Below are 19,314 nucleotides of genomic sequence, written 5' to 3'. Positions count from 1 at the left end.
ACTATTATTGCCAACGTGTTACTTTCAAGAATGGAACCGGTCAAACACCCATCGCATAAGGTAACATGGGCAGGTGAACGGAAATGGAACAAAGAAAAAACCATTATTTTTCAGCAACATTATTAATTGTCATGGGTTTTTTAGTGGTCTGCAGCCTTTACGCATTAATCCCTCTGTATGATCCAATTAGCTTAGAGTGGAGTATCTCCAAACAAAAAGTAATATTGGCCAGCAGCTTTTTTAGCATTTTCTATGCGATAGGACTACTGATGTTCGGTCCATTATCCGATCGATTCGGCAGAAAAAATATTATTAGCTATGGCTTTCTTTTTTCGGCTATCGCTACCATACTCATTGCGCAATCTACGGATATATCTCACTTGTACGTTGCCCGATCCATTCAAGGATTCACCCTCGGTTGCTTTGCACCAGTTGCTTTTGCCTATTGCTTTGATCACTTCTCTCCATCTCTTCGAAACTTTACTATTTCTCTTATTAATGCAGGTTTTCTGTTATCCGGTATTTTTGGACCAATGATTAGCGAAACTATAGCCACTTCTTTTCAATGGGAAGGCGTATTTACTTTCTTTTCACTTTTTTACTTTCTGTTGTTTTTGTTTGCCCGTCTCATTTTAAGCCCATCTAATTCATTGATCCGTACAACGGACAAACCTTGGAAACATTTTTCCACCCTCTTGGCTGACCGTGATTTAAGGACTTTATATTTGATTGTTTTTTCCTTGCTGCTCTCCTTTGTGACTTTTTACGATAGCCTGTTTCAGTTCCTATCTTTGAAGTCTCCTGATCAATCTTTTATGTTGGTCCGTTCTGTCGGGTTGGTGGGTACTGTTTCTTGTCTCTTTTCTGATATATTGATGCGGACAGTTGGCTCCAAACGGTTACTACTTATTTGTTCGTTGAGCATTTCCTTTTCGTTCTTCTTTATGATGATTTTTTATGAGAGCCTTCTTGTGATAGGGGCATTGTCTGTGATTTATGTGGCTGCCATTTCCTTTTTTCTGCCGGCAATCATTACATATATCGGGATACTAGGCAGTAATCACCGGGGAAGTGCCATCTCCTTGTATTCTTTCACATTGTTGATTGGTACTGCGGTAAGTCCTATCATAAGCCATAATTTTTCCTTTCTATCTGTCTTGGGCTTTTTAGGAATATGGTTCTTATTGAATGCTATTTTTATATTGAGAATTAGAAGAGATGCGTAAAATAAGCCGGGAAAACCGACGGGTCTTTGAGCCTCCTCTGTGCAAATCGCGGCTGCTCCTTTATGAAGACCTCCTCTTGTTTTTTCCTGCTTCACTTAGGTCTTTATAGACTCAATGAAGACTTCCCTTTCTTCTTTCTCGCTCCTCTGAGGTCTTCATACGCTCTATGAAGACTTCTCTTACTCCTTTCCCGCTCCACTGAGGTCCTCATACGCTCCATGAAGACTTCCCTTTCTCCTTTCCCGCTCCTCTGAGGTCTTCATACGCTCTATGAAGACTTCTCTTACTCCTTTCCCGCTCCACGGAGGTCTTCATACGCTCTATGAAGACTTCTCCCGCTCCTTTCCCGCTCCACGGAGGTCTTCATACGCTCCATGAAGACTTCCCTTTCTACTTTCCCGCTCCACGGAGGTCTTCATACGCTCTATGAAGACTTCCCTTACTCCTTTCCCGCTCCACGGAGGTCTTCATACTCTCTATGAAGACTTCCCTTTCTACTTTCCTGCTCCACTGAGGTCTTCATACGCTCCATAATACGTGGATGGAATATAAAAAAACCTCCAACTTCCATGTTTAAAGGAGGTTAGAGGTTTCATCCGATTATGTGCTCGGAACAACTGTTGCTTCTTCCATCTGCTTCAACGTTTTCATTCGCTTTTTCAAATAAAGCCCTTGCCCAATACCGAAAATATTTCCTATCACCCAGTAAAGTGCCAATGCAGAAGGTAACGTTAATCCGGCGATTAATATAAACACGGGGATGATGTTCATGACCATCTTCATCTGTGGCTGTACGTCATCTGTAAGCGTAACTCTTGTTTGAATGAATGTCGTGATAGCTGCCACTACCGGTAGAATATATAATGGATCCGGCTGACCAAGACTTACCCAAAAGAAAGAGTGCTCGGCTATTTCCGTCGTTCTTCCAATTGCATAATAGAATGCCATGATCACAGGCATCTGAATCAACATGGGAAAACAACCAGCAGCAGGGTTCACTTTATGAGTCTGGTATAGTCCCATTAATTCCTTTTGCATCTCTTTTTGATCGTCTGGGTTCTTTTTGTCTTTATATTTCTTTTGCAGTGCTTCCATTTCCGGCTTAAGTTTTTGCATGGCAAGCATGTTTTTCTGCTGCTTCAATGCCAGTGGCAAAATAAGAGTACGAATAGCAATTGTAACGATAATGATGGATATACCATAGCTTCCACCCGTCCATTCTGCCACGCTTGTCAGCGCGAGAGATAACGGATAGACAAAATAATGGTTCCAAACTCCTAAACTATCTGCCGTAATGGGCTCACTCATGTTACAACCTGTTAATAGGGCCAATAAAAATATAACTAAACTTACTGTCCAAAACTTTCTCATGTAAATTCCTCCTACTTTTCACAAAATTATCAACTCATGTTTGCAAAGTAGAAAAAGGAATCTTCTTCATCTAAGGTTGCTTCTTTTGTAGGCCGTTTTCTATATATGAATGTAATAAGCCTTCTCCGCTTACCAATAATAGACTGCAATTTATTCGTTTCAAGGTCCAAGGATGTTGTATAACCACTGTGTTGGTAGACCACATACTTGGAGTCCACAAAAAAGCAGAATGTCAAAAGGCAAAGAACCGCGGCTGTTACATATGGTGCGTATAGTAGAATATCAAGATAAAATTCCATATTATTTGCATTCACCTTTTTAACTGAATATAGTAGATACTACTTGTACGATTGGATAACTATAACGTTTCATTTAAAGTATATCCCTACAATAAAAAGATACACCTAGTGTGCAATAATTGCTAGGTGTATCTTTTTGTAAATTTTCAACTATACATGTTCTTCTTTATTTTGATTAGTGGTATATAGCTTCTTAAAAGAATCCTGTAGATTTTTTTTATCCAATTTCCCTACAGCCGTTTTGGGTATTTCCGGAACAAAAACTATTTTCTTAGGTATTTTATAGACTCCGATTCTGGTTTTGCAGAAGGTCAGCAACTCCTTTTCAGAAGTTTGCCTTTTATTAGAAACAATGGCTATAACCGCCTCTCCCCATATAGGATGTGGTACACCAATTACACATGCCTCCTTGACCGCTTCATGCTGACAGAGTATTTGCTCCACTTCCAATGGATAAATATTTTCTCCACCTGAAATGATCATGTCTTTTGTTCTACCGACTATATAGAAATAACCGTCTTCATCTCTTCGACCCAAATCACCTGTTTTCAGCCATCCATCACGTTTTGCTTTCTTGGTTTCTTCTTCTTTCCCCCAATATTCAGAGAAGACATGCGAGCCTCTAATATATATTTCCCCTACCTCATCTTCCATCGCTTCTAAGCTATCATTTACCATCAACTTTACTTCATTGAATAGCATTGCTTTGCCGACTGACCCCTTTTTCCCATATGCCTCATGAGGATCAATGTAGAAATTATTTGGACCTGCTTCTGTTAGTCCGTATCCTTCCTTAAACAATTTCCCCTTCTGGTAGAATGCTTCGTAAATTTCCAATGGACAGGGGGCACCACCTGAAAGAAATGTTTTCATAGTTGGAAAGTCTGTACCATGAAAATGAGGATGCTCTATCAGTATGCTGTACATGGTGGGGACCATTAGGGCGATTGTACACTTATACAAATCTAATAGTTTGATGGCTTTTTCCGCTTCAAAACTTCTCATCAGGACAACGGTCCCACCTGCCATGAGCAATGGAGTCGACAAAGCATTAAGGCCCCCTGTATGAAACATAGGCAGGCAAGTGAGGGTGGTATCCTCTCCATGAAGTCCCCAGCTTACAATAGTATTGATAGCATTACATGTAATGTTTTCTTTAGTAAGAATTACTCCTTTGGGGTGCCCTGTTGTGCCCCCCGTATAGATGATGGCCGCCGCGTCATGGAATCGTGTGGGGTGTGAACCATTCTTTTGCATTTCTTTTGTCGCTAATTCATCGAGAGAGAACACTTGGCATTCCAACTGATTTGATTCCTCTAAATAGTCATCATGCACTATCACACATTTAGCCTGGCAATCTCTTATTATATAGTTCCATTCATTTTCCGCCAGTCTCCAATTGAGCGGCACAAAAATTGCCCCTATATTTCCACATGCAAAAAGCAGATCAAAGTATACTATATGATTCGGTGACAACAGAGCCACCCGATCTCCTGGTTCAATTCCTGCAGATAACAGTCTGCCTGCCATATCTCTTGAACGATCGTATAATTGCTTATAACTCCATCTTTCTCCCGTTTCGCCGTCGATCACTGCGATTTTATATGGAGAATGTTGTGAACGCTTCTGTAACCAAGAACCATTCATTTCCACTTCCATCTCTCCCCTACACTTTACAAGATACCCATACTATAGGAGATGGGAGTTACAGAAGGGTTACAATGGAAACGGGCATCCATATAATGATGGATACCCGTCCACTACTTAAGCTTCTTTCACTTTCTTACGTTTAATCACAATATAAAATGCAGGTACAAACAACAATGTAAAGAAGGTGGAAAAGAATATTCCTGAAATAATTGATATTGCTAGCGGGGTAAATAATACATCCCCGCTAAACGCTATCGGAAGTAAAGCGGCAATAGATGTAAAGGCAGTCAGTACGACCGGTCGCAATCTGGCTTTACCTGAATCAATGACTGCTTCACTAAGGGTTGCACCCTCTTGTAAACGTGATTCCATAAATTCAATGAAGACCGTCGCATTCCTTACCACAATTCCCGCAAGTGATACTATTCCCATCATCGCCATGAAACCAAGGCCGGTTTGTGTGATGAACAAGCCTATCATCGCACCAGAAATAGCCAAGTAAACGGAACTCATGATCAACAACGGCAATCTTAATGAATTAAACTGAACAACCATTAAAATATAAATCAGGAAAATGACGATCAAGAACAGTTTTCCTACTTCAATAAAGAAATCGCTTCTTGCAGAAGATTCTCCTCCAACTGAAACGGAAATACTATCAGTTTCATAGGATGCCGCGATGTCTTTTACTTCCGCTTCTAATTTTTGTTTGTCATCTTCCCCTGGATACACACGCACCGTTATGGTTCTATCCCCATCTTTATGAGGAATCAACGGCAACACTTCTGTTTCTTCAACAGTCACTAGCTCTGATAGCGGGATGAGAACTGGTGCCCCAAATTCAGTCGTTTCTGTTTTACTTGGAAGCTCCAATGCTTCAAGGTTTATCTTTTCTCCATCCTCTACAAGATCTTGAACGATGGTAAGTGTTTCCCTCTCCAGTCCCGCTTCATAAGAACCAACTGGGATTCCTTCTGTCACAAGCCTGATTTGATTGCTTATCTCTTGAGCAGTAATTCCATGCTCTTCCATTGCTTCTCTGTTTGGGACATAACTAATAGTAGGTTGAGCGGACCCTACGTCATCAATAACTGCTCCGCTTCCTTCCAAGCTTTTAATCTCTTCTTTCATTCCATTGACAGATTTCATTAGTTCTTCAATGTCTTCCCCAACAACCGTCAGGGCGATGGGAGCTCCTACAGGGGGACCTGCTTCGATTGTAGAAAGCATCACTACCGCGTCTGGATTTTCATCCCGCAGTTCAGGCTGCCATTTGGTAATCGTATCTGCAGCAGACTGCTGCTCCCGGTCCACTCTCAAGACAATCTGCCCTGTGTTCTCACCTGAGTTGGATAATGTGCTGCCGAATATTCCAGGTTCTCCGCTCCCTGCAAAGATGGTCGTTTCGTAAACAGCTTTATCTGTTTTTAGGCTTTCTTCCATTTGTTGGAGCCTTGATTCTGTTTCCTCCAGTGGTGTCCCTGCCGGATATGTGACGGACACAGTCACCTCTTCACGATCTGCACTCGGGAAAAATACGACCGGAATAAATGGAACGAGTGCATAACTTGCTGTACAGAATGTAAGAACAGCAAGCCCTGTGAGTAGCGGTTTTTTCACTACTTTTGTTAAAATTTTTGAACTATACCAGTTCCCTGCTTTATCAAATTGAGACCCTAGAAGACCATTTTTTCCTTGCTTACGCGCTTTCTTCTTTTGGCGCCATGCCATGAAAATCGGCACAATGGTCAAAGCAACAATCGTGGAACCGATGATGGTAGCAATAAGAACGGTCGGTAGTGCAGAAATGAAAGCACCGTTTGGGCCACCTAAGAAAGTCAATGGCAGAAAAGTAAAGACGATAGCCAACGTTGAAGTAATGATGGATACCCTGACTTCTTTCGTTCCGGTTATGGCACCTTTCAACGGGCCATCACCAAGTTGGTAACGTCTCTGGATGTTATCATTTACTACGATGGCATCATCTACCAGTATCCCTAAGGCAATGATGATTCCGATAATGGAGATCTGGTTTAAATCCACATTTGCATATGGCAAGGGAATTAATCCAAGCGCAATCGATATTGGAATAGAGATTGCCACCAGGATAGCAGAGACGGTATTTAATCCGAAAAACGTAATCAATACCACTGCTAAAATAGAGATCAGGAAGGAAATTCCCAAGTCCTTAAAGATTTTGGACACAATATCATTTTGAGTATAGTAAAGGTCCATCTCCACTTCTTCTGGCAGGTCTTTAGCGAGACGTTCCATTTCTTCATCTACAGTGGTATGCAGTGTCGGAATGTCTACTCCTTTTTCTTGCATAATGGTCAAAGAAATTGCTGGCGACCCATTGTAAGTAATTAAATCCTCTTGCTCTGTCGGTATCTGCGTTAAACTTGCAACATCCCCGACATAAAGCGAATTTCCTTCTTCATCCTTTTTCAAAAATACATTTTCTACTTCTTCAATATTTTCAATATGTTCAAATGTCAGCTGGGAAATCTGGTTACCTTCCTGCTGACTGCCAAGAGGGGTGATTTCCAATTCATTTTGGATGGCTGTTATGACATCAGGAAGTAGCACTCTCTCTTCTTGCATGGTTTCTGAATCCAAGTTAAGCGTGTAGCCCGATTCTTCCAACCCTTTTATTGTAACTTTTCGAACACCATCAATATCCTCCAATTGAGGAACCCATCCTTCAATAATGTCCTTTTGCTCTAATAACAGTGCACGGTCTTCATGTAAAATGTTGTAAGAAGCAATGGCTCCCATTTGGATATCCGTGTTGATTGTCGGTTCAAAAGCGTCTTCTGGAAACTCGCGGCTTACATCAGAAACTTTTTGCTGCACTTGGGAGAATACTTTATCCCTATCCGCATCATCAGTCAGTTCCATCACAATATTAGAAACGCCTAATCCAGAAACAGATGTGACACTATCCATCCCGTCTATATCCAATAGTTCTTTTTCAAGCGGGGTGGTAATATCACGTTCTACAACGTTTGGGGCAGCTCCTGGATACACTGTGGTGATGGTTCCTACATTTAATGAGATTTCAGGGATCTCTCGTTTTGGTATTTGAAAATAGGTCAAGGAACCGATGACCACCAATAATAGTAAAAATATTAACGTTACTTTAGGCTTCTTAATAAGCGCATTAAACACCTGGATGTCCTCCTATACTCAATTATTCAAATTTGACTATTTATCCTGTGTTCATCATAAGGTGTGGTTGTTAGTCTTGGCAAGAATGAATATGCTTTGGCGTGATTTGTTACTTTTTTCGTCAAAACTTCTGAATTGTATACGAAAAAAACTAGATGCCTATTTAGCACCTAGTTTAAAAGTGAAATTTTTACTATTACATCATAATTCCGCCATCTACATGGAGAACCGTACCATTCACATAATCCGACTCATCTGAAGCAAGGTACAAGTAAGCACTTGCGATATCACTCGGCTTGCCAAGTCGCTGCAGGGGAATGACTTGTAACAAACTCTGAATTACTTTCTCTGGGACGGTTGCTACCATATTAGTGTCCACAAATCCAGGTGCCACAGCATTCACATTAATATTTTTCCGGCCAAATTCCTTTGCCCATGATTTTGTCATTCCCACAACGGCTGCTTTAGATGCCGCATAATTGGTCTGTCCAACATTTCCATAAACCCCGCTCACAGATGACGTATTGATGATTTTCCCTTTGCCATTTTCGAGCATATGAGGCACCACTGCTTGCGTACAGTTAAATACGCCATTTACATTAACATCCATAACTTTTTGGAAGTCTTCTCCACTCATTTTTAGCAACATGTTATCTTTTGTGATACCTGCATTGTTAATGAGAATATTAATCTTTCCGAACCTCTCTTTAACCATGGATACCATCTCTACTACCTTGGCCTGATTTGAAACATCCACTTGGTAGAATGCGGCATCCCCTTCTGCTTGAAGCTCTGCAGTTCTTTGTTCCCCTAATGCTGCATCATAATCAACAAGAGCAACCTTTGCCCCCTCTTTTAAAAATACACGTGCAGCCTCCAAACCTAAACCATTGGCTGCACCGGTTATGATGGCAACTTTACCTTCTAATCTCATTTATACTGTTCCTCCTGTTTCGCCACGAAAGTTGTAATCGCTTGCAATAATTGTGATAAATCATCCACTTGTGCGGAATGTCCACATCCCTTGAGGGATAAAAACGTCGCCACTCCTCCTAGATCATCCACCACTTCTCTGGACATCTGTTCTGAAATGACAAGATCATTTTCACCAGCCAACACAAGAACCGGTATGTTGATTTTCTCCACTTCCCCGGTCCCTTGTTTCAGTCCATTATGGTGATTGCTGATGTTAAACATGTTAAGGGCATGCAGAATTTCTGGATAATTGCGCTGTGTAAGCATATCTTCCAGATACTCCTCATACTGATTTGCTTCCGGTTGATTGTCATGGTAGATTGCATAATCCCATATCATTCTTAATACTTCTTTATTACGGTTTTTATATGCATGGGAAATGGTAATAGTCCTGGTCTTGTCCTGCATTACCTGTTCATAAGTTGTTAGTCTTTTTGATTGATCCGGTTGACCGTTTTCATCTGTTTCATACATTGGATATCCTCTTGTAGATGCTGAAGCAAGTAAAATGAGTTTTTTTGCAAAGTTAGAGTTATCAGCTACAAATTGCATGGCCACTGCTCCGCCTGTGGACCAACCAAGTATTGTAAAGTCGGTTAGATTCAATTCGTTCACAAATAGTTTTATGTCATCTGCTAGGTCTTTAATAGAATAGATTTTTTCGTGATATGATGAATCACCGAACCCCCTCATATCAACCGCTACAAGATGAAAAGAATCATCTATGTTCTCCATTAGCAAATCCCAATGCTTAGATGAAGTCATATTACCATGTATGAGCAGGATGGTTTCACCGTTACCAGCTCGTTCTCTATATCCATATGTCTCCCCGTTTGGCAGTTTAACTTGTTTTTGAACGATCATTTTTTAACCTCCCTATTTGACTTTCCCCAATGAATAGTCGTTGCACCCCAAGCATAGCCAATCCCCGCACTCACCAGCACTACATTGTCTCCCTCATTGATTCGGCCTTGCTGTAAAGCAAGCTCCAAGGAAAGAATTTGATCGATTTGACCGACGTGCCCGTAGTTTTCTAGATAAATAGATTGTTGTTCGGACAAACCTAGTTCCTTTAAAACATAATGGTGGGCAGATTTTTTCATATGAAGAATACCGAGATAATCCAACTCTTCTTCCGTTAGACCGCTTTTGAATAAAGACTTTCGAATCACTTCCAAGAAATTCTTCATGGATTTCTGTTCTAATCTTGCTTTCATTCCTACCGGATCAAGCACATCCAGCTTATTCAGACCTTTTTCCAATGCTTCCGGAGAAATGGGATGTTTCGTTCCGCCCGCAACTACCACCACGTCCTCGGAAAAAGAACCATCCGTTATAAGATGAGAAGCCAACAAAGAATTTTCACCATGATTCTTTCTTAGCACCATGGCTCCTCCACCCGCTGCAAGGTTATACATGAATCTGGTCCTTGGATTGGTGTAATCAATGAAATCTTCGTTACGGTATCCACCTGCAAGCAGAACTGTCTGAATAGATTCATCTGCTATCATCATATCTTTTGCAATTTTCAATCCCATGATGGTGGTTCCGCATCGCAATCCCATATCAAAGCCTATCGCATTTACCGCTCCAAGCTGTTTCTGCATGTATAAGGCTGCCGTCCATAGTGGATATTCTTTATGCTCTTCCCCAATATAGAGAATCAGGTCTATATCCTCTGGAGCAATATTCCCCTTTTCCATGGCAATTCGTGCAGCTTTAATCCCCATTTCACACGTATGATCCTCATGACCAGCGACTGGTTTCGACCGAATACCCAGTTTTTCTTCCACCACCTCTATAGGTATTCCAGATTTCTTTGCAATTTCCTTGCTCGTCATGAAATTTTCTGGAATAAATGTACCGACACTCACAATTCCAATCTGTGTCATAACCTCACCCACTAAGTTTTTCTTTCATAAATTTACAGACTTCTTCAAAGCAAGTAACCGTTATTTCCTCTTCCCCTTGCACGTGGCTGACTGTAATTCTCCATATTGGTGACTGCTGCCCTGCATCCGAAAAACCGGCACACCTTACTACAAAAGATGCAACTTGTGGCTGACTGCTCATCCATTCCCCTCCCATTAACCTGAAATGTTTTTCTCTTTTCTTACTTTAAGTTGTACTCCTTTTCTTCTAGACCACCATAATCTGACGGTCCCTACGATACCTTGAGGGAAAAACATCACCACTACGATATAAAGGATTCCGAAGAAAATAATCCATCGTTCAAAAATCCAATGAACTTTTGCAAGATCTGTTAACCAATGGTGGGCAAACTCTATCAACCCTGCTCCAATAATCGCGCCTATTAAAGTACCGACACCTCCAATGATGGTCATCAGTAGGGCATCCAACGTGACATCTACTGCAAAAACAGACGTATTGACGAACCTGAGTGTCAATACATAGAGACTTCCGGCAAAGCTAGCAAACACACCAGCTACCACACTTGCTATGACTTTATAATGCAGCACATGGTAACCAAGTGATTCGGTTCGATCCTCATTCTCTCTTATTGCCTGCAGAACTCGACCTAGAGGAGAATGTGTAAATCTCTTTAGTAAAAGAAAGATTAGGACCATCATGATTAAAGACAACAGATATAAATTTAATCTATCACGCAAAGGATCGGGGATACTGAAGGTAAAGCCATCATTCCCCTGTGTAAGTGTTCGCCACTTTTCCGCCAATACCAAGAACAGTCCGGAGAAGGCGAGGGTTAACATAGCATAGAAGTGACTTTTCAATCGGAGGGAAAGCATCCCGACAATATAACTTACAATGCCTGCTATAACGGCACCGACGAGAATCGCTAATATAAGCATAGGTATGGTACTGTCATATTCTTTCAACATGATACCCGTTGAATAGGCTCCTATTCCAAAAAACATGGCATGACCAAACGAAACAATTCCCGTATAACCAAGCAAGATATCATAACTCATTGCAAAGATGGCAAAAAGGAAGATTTGAGTAAACATGATTAATAGAGTACGAGAATCTGTAACAAACGGAAGTGCAAGAAGCATCAAAAATATGATGATATAGACGGAATTTGGTATGGTAATATATCTGTTCATCCTCTCACCCCTTTACCCCGAATAATCCTTGTGGACGGAATATCAATACAATGGTCATCAGCATCATGTTCACTGCCAATGCTAAATCCGGGACGAAATAGGCCATAAAGGAACCACTCAAACCGACCAAAATAGCTGCAAGCACAGAACCTGTAATACTTCCCATCCCCCCAATTACCACGACAATGAATGCCAAGATCCCAAACTCCAGCCCCATCTCTGCATAAATAACACCGGAATAAGGCCCAAGCAGCATGCCACCAAGTGCCGCCATTGCAGCCCCAGCCATAAACACTAGCATAAACACCCGTTTTATGTTGATGCCCAATGCCTGCACCATCTCTTTGTTGATAACACCCGCTCGTACGATTAGGCCTATCTTTGTGTTTCTTAAAATATAGAAGATTGCAGCGAAAACAAGCGTACCTATAATAATGATAAACAAACGGTATTTGATGATGATGATATCCCCAAACTCCCAGCTCCCACTCAAATATGATGGAGTTCTTGCGCTAAGCTGGTTCGGACCGAATACCACTTTAATCATTTCGCTTAAAACTAGCATGACTCCTAACGTAATCAGAATCTGTTGAACATGATTTCCATAAACAGGCTGGATGATATATCGTTCAAGCGCCAGCCCCAATATAAGCCCAGTACCGATTGCAGCAACAATTCCTATCATGAAGCTGCCTGTTGCCGAATACACCCAGATCCCTGAGAAGGCGCCCCATGCAAATAGCCCCCCATGGGCAAAGTTAAGGACATCCATTAAACCAAATATCAAGGTCAGACCAGCAGCAAGTAAGAAAATTAACATTCCTGTTGCTAATCCGTTTACTGTCAGATTCACAAATACATCCACTATATGCCCCTCCTTTATGCAATCCCAAGATATTGCCTTCTGAGCTCCTCATCTTCCTTCAGCTCCTGCATGTGACCATGGTGAACGGTCTTTCCGTCGTCCAATATATAGAAGCAATCCCCAATTGTACTTGCCATATAGAAATTCTGCTCTACTAGAATAATGCTCGTTTCTTTTTTCATCTGCTGGATGGAGTCCATCACCTTTTCCACCATAATTGGAGCTAATCCCTTACTTGGCTCATCAATTAATAGAAGCCTGCTGTTATTAATATAAGCTCGGGAAATCGCCAGCATCTGCTTTTGACCGCCACTTAAATTCCCTCCACGTTTTTTCCAATAGGTCTTTAAATCGGGAAACAAGTCTAAAACCCAATCTAATTTCGCAAGCGTTTCTTCATCTGTTTTTTTCATGGCAACCTTCATATTCTCTTCCACTGTTAATTCTCCGAACACCCCTTGATCTTCTGGAACATAGCCAATTCCTATATTCGCAATATCATACGTTGCCATTCCAGTTATATCCTGTCCATCAAACACAATAGAACCCTGTTGAGGAGGATTAAGTCCCATCACACTTCTGAGAGTTGTTGTTTTCCCTGCCCCGTTTCTCCCTAGCAATACGGTAACTTCTCCTTGTTTCGCTTCAAAATCAACACCTTGTAAAATATGAAACTGTTCAATATATGTTTGAATCTTTTCCACTTTAAGAAGCGTTGTCATCATACAATCCTCCCAAATACGCAGACTGGACTGTTTCATTATTCATGATTTCTTGCGGTGTACCGTCCGCTAACAATTTCCCATTGAAAAGTACCGTAACAGAATCAGACAAGTCTAATATCATGTCCATTTTATGTTCAATTAGTATGATGGTCCGGTCTCCCTTGGCTTTTATTAGTTTAATAACCTCAAGTATTGCCGGTACTTCTTCAATCGACATACCTGCCGTTGGTTCATCCAAAAGAAGCAGTTCTGTTTCAAGGGCTAAAAGCATGGCAATCTCAAGTTTTCTCTTTTCTCCATGTGCCAGGTTTTTTGCAAGTGATGAAGCTTTATCATCCAGGAGGACCGTCTTCAATAAATCCAATGACCTTTCTTCAAACTCCTTGAAATGTTGGAAATGGGAAAGCATGTTATACCTAACTCCGCGTTGAGACTGCACTGCCAGCCGAACATTTTCCAAGACTGTTAGATTTGGAAACACATTAGTAATCTGAAACGACCTCCCGATACCTTTCCTAGTCCGTCTCATGGAGGAAAGTTTTGTTATGTCCTCCCCTTTCCATATCACCTCTCCTTTTGTAGGCTTCAACTGTCCGCTTAAGAGGTTGAAAAATGTAGTCTTCCCTGCTCCATTTGGCCCAATGATGGATTTGAAGTGGAAAGGCTCTACAGTAAAATTCACTTGATCCACTGCCACATGCCCACCAAAAGCAATGGTTAAATCCTTAGTCTGCAAAATGGGATTCAATGTGTGTACCTCCTTTTATTAAATATCTAATAACACGAAGGAACTTTAGAGCATTGCTCCAAAGTTCCACCTCTACTTATTGATTGTTACGGATTGGAGGAGCTGTTTCCTCCGGAGATAGCTCCCTCATTAACACAGGTACTGGATAGTCGAATCCATCCACCTTCTCCAGACGCACAGCATATAAAGTTTGCATCGCTTGATGATCCTCAGGTCGGAACGTCATTTGGCCTTTTGGTGTATCAAAGCTCATTCCTTCCAATGTTTCTATAATTAAATCTGAATCTGTATCTCCTTCTGTTTTCTTTAGTGCTTCCACGATAGCGATGGCAGCCGTCATTCCGCCTGGAGTAAACAGGTCCGGAACTTCTCCGTTGAACTTTTCTTTATGTTTTTCCACCAACCAATCATTGACTGGATTATCAGGCAGGGTATGGTAGTAAACAGAGAACCCTTCCATTCCAATCAACTGTTCCATCGTGTGTAATGCCGCAATATCAGGAGCACCTGTAGAAATCTTGATTCCTCTTTCTTGTACTTTCATATCGGAAATCTGATTCCAAGGAGAATTCGCACCTGCCCATACAACAAAGAGATAGTCAGGATCTGCATCTAAAATCTTTTGGATATTGGATGTAAAATCAGTTGCAGCAGGATCTGCATATTCTTCTAGAACAATTTCAGCACCAAGTTCCACTGCTGCTTCTTTGAATGCCGCCACTCCATCATGACCAAAAGAATAATCTGGTGCCAATGTCGCAATCTTCACTCCATCCCCTGCAATTGCAGCTGCTCCAGCCACTGCATCTTGAGAGGAATTTCGTGCTGTACGGAAAATATATTTGTTCCAATCTGCTCCCGTAATACTATCTGCCACTGCTGGTTCCACCAACATCACCTTTTCATACTCTTCTGCAAGAGGCAGTACCGCTAAAGTGTCTCCAGAGCTTGAAGATCCGACAAGGAAATCCACCTCATCTTCTTCCAATAGTTTAGTAGCTTTTTGAATCGCCACTTCCGGTTTTGTTTCGGTGTCTTCCACTACAAACTCTATCTTGTGCCCGTTTACTTCCATTGTTCCTTCTGTTGCATATTCAAGACCAAGTTCAAATCCCTGAACCGTTTGCTTTCCATACGTTTCAAGCGCACCAGTTAAAGAAGCGAGCACTCCTACCTTAATTACCTTTGGATCTCCATCACCACTTGAATCTGTTTCCGTTCCGGCATTGCTATCGCTACAGCCAGCCAACACCAACATCAGTGCACACACAAGCAGAAATCCTGTCTTCCACTTTCTCATTTACCTTCCCCCTTAACCCATTAATGTGTTTAAGTTGTAGTTTCAGCTTAAGACGAGGTGGTTACAAATGGGTTACAAAGCAAAGCCTGCTACACGAAAAACAACCGCCCGGTTCTTTTTTAGTTGTTGGTTATTCTCCGCTGTTGATCTCCGCAAATGGCTTCGCTTTCCTAGGGGTGGTTGCTTGAGCCTCCTTGCTCCGCTGGAAGCTGCTGAAAAGTCTTTGACTTAAGATGTTGTTTAGTCACCGCTGTTGATTTCCGCAAATGGCTTCGCTTTCCTAGGGGCGGTGCTTGAGCCTCCTCGCTCCGCTGCGGGGTCTCAAGCTACCGCTATCTCCCTCAGGAGTCTTCGCCTTTTGCTCCAATCAACAGCTATAAATTACTAGTACGAAGAGTTTATGTACTTTCAGGTACCCTGGGTAGATACCTTTTTATAACCTCTAAGGTAAATGAAGTTATTTTGTTGATTGGAGTGGAAGGCGCGTAGACGCCCGAGGGAGGAAGGGACAGGTGAGACTCCGCAGGCTTGCCAAGGAGGCTCACGGACCGCCCGCAGGCAAGCGAAGCGGCTGGAACGGAAATCAACCGTTTTTAAACTCTTTCTTATTATTAAAAAAACCCCACCATCAAGGCGGGGTTAGTTGGCTTTTCCAAGCACCATATCGTACATTTTCTTCGTCGAGAACATTGGCTCAACGCCAAGCTCACTTTCTAAATAGTGTTTGCACTTTGCAAACCATTTTATGGCTTGTGAACGATTGTTTTTGTGATAATAACAAAACATCAGCAAGCGATAGGCTTCTTCCCAAGTCGGGTCCTTTTCAATAACTTTCTCACATAACTGTATAGCGGAATCAAATTCCTTACGTGCCACCAAAAGTTGTGCGAGCTTTTCACTACATCGCAGGTAGTAGACCATTAGTCTCTCTCTTTCATTCAAACACCAATCTGCATATTTCTGGTCTGGAAGGAAATCTCCTTTATATAAAGCCAATGCTTTTTCTAAATAAGTTATGGCCCTTGCAGGTTCCTGTTCTTCCAGTCCAGCTGATGCATAGCTTTCAAATTCACCACAATCCAGAACATAGCCGCAGCTTGGGTTCAACCCATATGAATTCCCCTCTCTTTGAATAAAGAAAGGCTCGGTTCTAGCTTTTCTTACGGGTTCCAATGCATTGTTCAGTGCGTTTAGTGCTACTTTAAAGTCTCTCGTTATCGTTTTCTCAGGGACAGACGGCCAAAGGGCTGCAAAAATTTCATCTTTGACTAATTGCTTGTTCCTTTTTGTGACAAAGAACTCCAGCAGCTCTTTAGCTTTTGCACGCTGCCAATCTTTTGCCCCTACTTCCTTCTGACCGAGCCAGACTTTGAAGTTTCCTAGTGTTTGGATTTTCAACGTATACCCTGGATGAGTCTGGATATGAGAAAACCCAAGCTCGTTCAGTAGAGACGTAACATATACACGCTGAATTTCCCTATTTTGCGCTTCCATTAGAAGCGGAGTGAATTGTTGAAGATCGTTTGGCCCAAAGGTCGTTCTGTTGGATAGTATAAATTCATAGTTGCCTGTTTGTAAGAAGTTCAAAAATACATTCATCGATTGTGTAAAACCTTTCCACTCCTGTCGTTCGTAGTAGTAGATGGATTTCCAGAAAGACAGTAACATCTCTGCATACTGATCGCCGCAATTACGTAAAAGCCTGCTCGCGCGGAGCCCGTAATATTCTGCCATATCCCACTTCCTATGGTGAATACAAGCTATTTTCATTGCGAGATAAATAAGACCAGAAAGCCAATTATCTTTCACTTCTTCCGTTTCTTTCAACGCCTCTTCTCCACATAGTATGGCTTTCTCATAGGCACCTTGATTGGTGTGCAATATACATAAGCCCATATTCGCTTCTGCTTTTCCTCTTGACACATTCAGCTCTTCCATAATTTCCAATGCAGTTTGATAACATTCCTTAGCAAGCGCACTATCATAAACCTCCATCAACTGAACAGCATGACCTAAGCGAATCCAGCCACAAGCCTCTACAAAAGGAGCTTGAAGTTTAATGCCTTGTTTAATTCCTGCATCAGCCAGTTTTTTTGCCTGGTCTGCATTTCCCATGAATGCTTCCACCAACGATAATAGGAGATCTGTTTCACGGTGTGATTGCTGCAGTGTCCCTTCTGTGTGGTCTTTTTTCTTATGGAGAAGGAGTTTTTTTGCTCTATGCAGGTTGCCTGAACGCAAGAGAATTCGTGCTTCTAGGTTTCCTGCCTCATCCTGTTTATAAACAATATCAAGCTTGTCGAACCATTCCAGCGCTTTTGGTGCATGCCCTGCATTCAAGAAATTCTCTGCCATGATGGCATACAATTGATTTTCCTCCTTCTTTTCAATGGGGCATGCTTCTATTAGCATAATTGCTTCAGACAGGACTCTTTCGGCTTTAATGGGTTGGATGGTATCCAAATATATTTTTGCAATTCCTTTTAAGGACCTTATGATTACGAGTATATCCCCGGACTTTCTGGCAGCATCTAGCCCATTTCTATATGCGGTTTCTGCTTCCTCATAAAGACATCGGTAACGAAGAATCTCCCCTTGTATATACCAAAGCATATAATATCGAACTTTTATTTCATCAGAAATTTTGAGCAGTATTTCCAAGACGTAGGAAAGTTGTCCTTGTTCCATCAATTGAATTCCATGTTCATGAATGAGAACGCCGATAGAGGAGTAATCGCCTATCTTTTCAAAATGTGAGATTGCAGGGAGAATGTCCCGCTGTTTCATATACCATTTTGCACACCGTTTATGCAAAAGCAAGAATTGTTCTTCTTGTCCTATGAATCTTCTTTCGAGAAATTCTTTAAAAAGGGCATGATAGCGATATTGGTTTTTCCCTGTTACCGTAATGAACAGATGACGCTCTGTCAAGGACTGCAGGATATAGTTGGACCCATTTATCCCCAAGACCTCATCACACATTTCCCCGTTCAGCACATTCATTATCGATGTTTGTTCCAAGAACTGCTGAATCATCGGTGTTTGCTTTATGAACACTTCAGTTGCCAAGTACTTGAATAGGTCTTCCAATTTACCTTGCGTTGTGAGCAAACCAGCTGGGGATGTTTCTTCTGCAAGCCTTTGACTCAATAGACCTAACGCCATGACCCAGCCTTCTGATAAGGAGTAGATATGTTCAATATCGTCATCTTTAACTTCCAACATATAAATATCTTCGAGAAGTACTTCCACCTCTTCCCTGGAAAACTTGAGATCTTCCTCCGTTATTTCCAAGAGTTCATTCTTTACCTTCATTGCCGTAATAACTTCCCAATCTGGCCTTTCCCTTGTGATGAGAATTACATGAAGATTACTTGGGAAATGCTGTAGCAACCAGTGGAACCATGTAACGATGTCAGGGTTTTTCTGTACAAAATGAAAATCATCTATAATTAGAACGAGAGGCCCATCTATATGCGCTATTTCATTGATAAAAAGTGAGCATAGGTCTTGAATTTCCTCCTCACGAATATAACGATCCATCTTGTTCAAATAACTTAATATACCTTCTCCAAATTGATTTTTCCTGGTTCTGATTGAGTGGACAACATATCGTAGAAAGGGGATTAATTCATCATCAAAATCCGTTGCGGTGTACCAACAGGAGATGGCATCAAAAGTAGGTGCAAAGGAGGCAACAATTGTGCTCTTTCCATAACCCGGACCGGAGTGAACAACGGTGACACCGAAGTTAGTAACCGCTTTCATTTTTCTTGCAATTTTTACCCTTCTAAGAACATGTTCTTTGACTGTAGGTGTCGTGATCTTAGTCTGCAATACGGTTTCTTGAGAAAGCATCTAGCTGTCCTCCTTTTTTCTGAATTTTAAATCTATTACT

At 41.6% G+C, this 19,314-nt stretch carries 15 protein-coding genes; 1 reads left to right on the top strand and 14 read right to left on the bottom strand.

The features are described from left to right. Window positions 1–83: 83 nt before the first annotated feature. A complete protein-coding gene (locus FZC76_RS17270; protein WP_148989421.1) occupies window positions 84–1,226 on the top strand; it encodes an MFS transporter in 1,143 nt (380 codons plus the stop codon). Window positions 1,227–1,826: 600 nt separating this feature from the next. Here the strand turns inward: FZC76_RS17270 and yidC are convergent. The 14 genes from yidC to FZC76_RS17205 all read right to left on the bottom strand — a co-directional run bounded on the left by yidC (window position 1,827) and on the right by FZC76_RS17205 (window position 19,274). Beyond that, the gene (gene yidC / locus FZC76_RS17265; RefSeq protein ID WP_148989420.1) at window positions 1,827–2,597 is read right to left on the bottom strand and encodes a membrane protein insertase YidC; all 771 of its coding nucleotides are present in this window, start codon (window positions 2,595–2,597) and stop codon (window positions 1,827–1,829) included. A gap of 29 nt (window positions 2,598–2,626) precedes the next feature. After that, the gene (locus FZC76_RS17260) at window positions 2,627–2,896 is read right to left on the bottom strand and encodes a hypothetical protein (protein ID WP_148989419.1); all 270 of its coding nucleotides are present in this window, start codon (window positions 2,894–2,896) and stop codon (window positions 2,627–2,629) included. Between the two features lie 150 nt (window positions 2,897–3,046). Further along, entirely contained in the window at window positions 3,047–4,543 is a 1,497-nt protein-coding gene (locus tag FZC76_RS17255) for a class I adenylate-forming enzyme family protein (RefSeq protein ID WP_316246624.1), read from the bottom strand. Between the two features lie 117 nt (window positions 4,544–4,660). After that, on the bottom strand, window positions 4,661–7,717 hold the full coding sequence (locus tag FZC76_RS17250) for an efflux RND transporter permease subunit (RefSeq protein ID WP_148989417.1): 3,057 nt from the start codon (window positions 7,715–7,717) through the stop codon (window positions 4,661–4,663). Between the two features lie 196 nt (window positions 7,718–7,913). After that, entirely contained in the window at window positions 7,914–8,651 is a 738-nt protein-coding gene (fabG, locus tag FZC76_RS17245; protein WP_148989416.1) for a 3-oxoacyl-ACP reductase FabG, read from the bottom strand. After that, window positions 8,648–9,556 (bottom strand): intracellular short-chain-length polyhydroxyalkanoate depolymerase, encoded by a 909-nt coding sequence (gene phaZ, locus FZC76_RS17240; RefSeq protein WP_148989415.1) that lies wholly within the window; start codon window positions 9,554–9,556, stop codon window positions 8,648–8,650. The genes fabG and phaZ overlap by 4 nt, the downstream gene beginning before the upstream one ends. Next, window positions 9,553–10,584, bottom strand: coding sequence for a 3-oxoacyl-ACP synthase (locus tag FZC76_RS17235; protein WP_148989414.1), 1,032 nt, complete (start codon window positions 10,582–10,584; stop codon window positions 9,553–9,555). The genes phaZ and FZC76_RS17235 overlap by 4 nt, the downstream gene beginning before the upstream one ends. Window positions 10,585–10,588: 4 nt before the next feature. Next, a complete protein-coding gene (locus FZC76_RS23200) occupies window positions 10,589–10,765 on the bottom strand; it encodes a hypothetical protein (protein WP_187442128.1) in 177 nt (58 codons plus the stop codon). Between the two features lie 14 nt (window positions 10,766–10,779). Further along, entirely contained in the window at window positions 10,780–11,778 is a 999-nt protein-coding gene (locus tag FZC76_RS17230) for a branched-chain amino acid ABC transporter permease (RefSeq protein ID WP_148989413.1), read from the bottom strand. Between the two features lie 4 nt (window positions 11,779–11,782). Continuing rightward, the gene (locus FZC76_RS17225; RefSeq protein ID WP_148989412.1) at window positions 11,783–12,643 is read right to left on the bottom strand and encodes a branched-chain amino acid ABC transporter permease; all 861 of its coding nucleotides are present in this window, start codon (window positions 12,641–12,643) and stop codon (window positions 11,783–11,785) included. Between the two features lie 14 nt (window positions 12,644–12,657). Continuing rightward, a complete protein-coding gene (locus FZC76_RS17220) occupies window positions 12,658–13,365 on the bottom strand; it encodes an ABC transporter ATP-binding protein (protein ID WP_148989559.1) in 708 nt (235 codons plus the stop codon). Continuing rightward, window positions 13,349–14,116 (bottom strand): ABC transporter ATP-binding protein, encoded by a 768-nt coding sequence (locus FZC76_RS17215; RefSeq protein WP_148989411.1) that lies wholly within the window; start codon window positions 14,114–14,116, stop codon window positions 13,349–13,351. The genes FZC76_RS17220 and FZC76_RS17215 overlap by 17 nt, the downstream gene beginning before the upstream one ends. Before the next feature lie 76 nt (window positions 14,117–14,192). Beyond that, entirely contained in the window at window positions 14,193–15,416 is a 1,224-nt protein-coding gene (locus tag FZC76_RS17210; protein ID WP_148989410.1) for a substrate-binding domain-containing protein, read from the bottom strand. A gap of 639 nt (window positions 15,417–16,055) precedes the next feature. After that, window positions 16,056–19,274 (bottom strand): BTAD domain-containing putative transcriptional regulator, encoded by a 3,219-nt coding sequence (locus tag FZC76_RS17205; RefSeq protein ID WP_148989409.1) that lies wholly within the window; start codon window positions 19,272–19,274, stop codon window positions 16,056–16,058. Window positions 19,275–19,314 lie beyond the last annotated feature (40 nt).

The sequence above is a fragment of the Sutcliffiella horikoshii genome (genome assembly GCF_008180725.1).
GTDB lineage: Bacteria > Bacillota > Bacilli > Bacillales > Bacillaceae_I > Sutcliffiella_A > Sutcliffiella_A horikoshii_B.
Note: the sequence above shows the minus strand (reverse complement) of the source record. Positions and strands in the feature narration are given on the sequence as shown.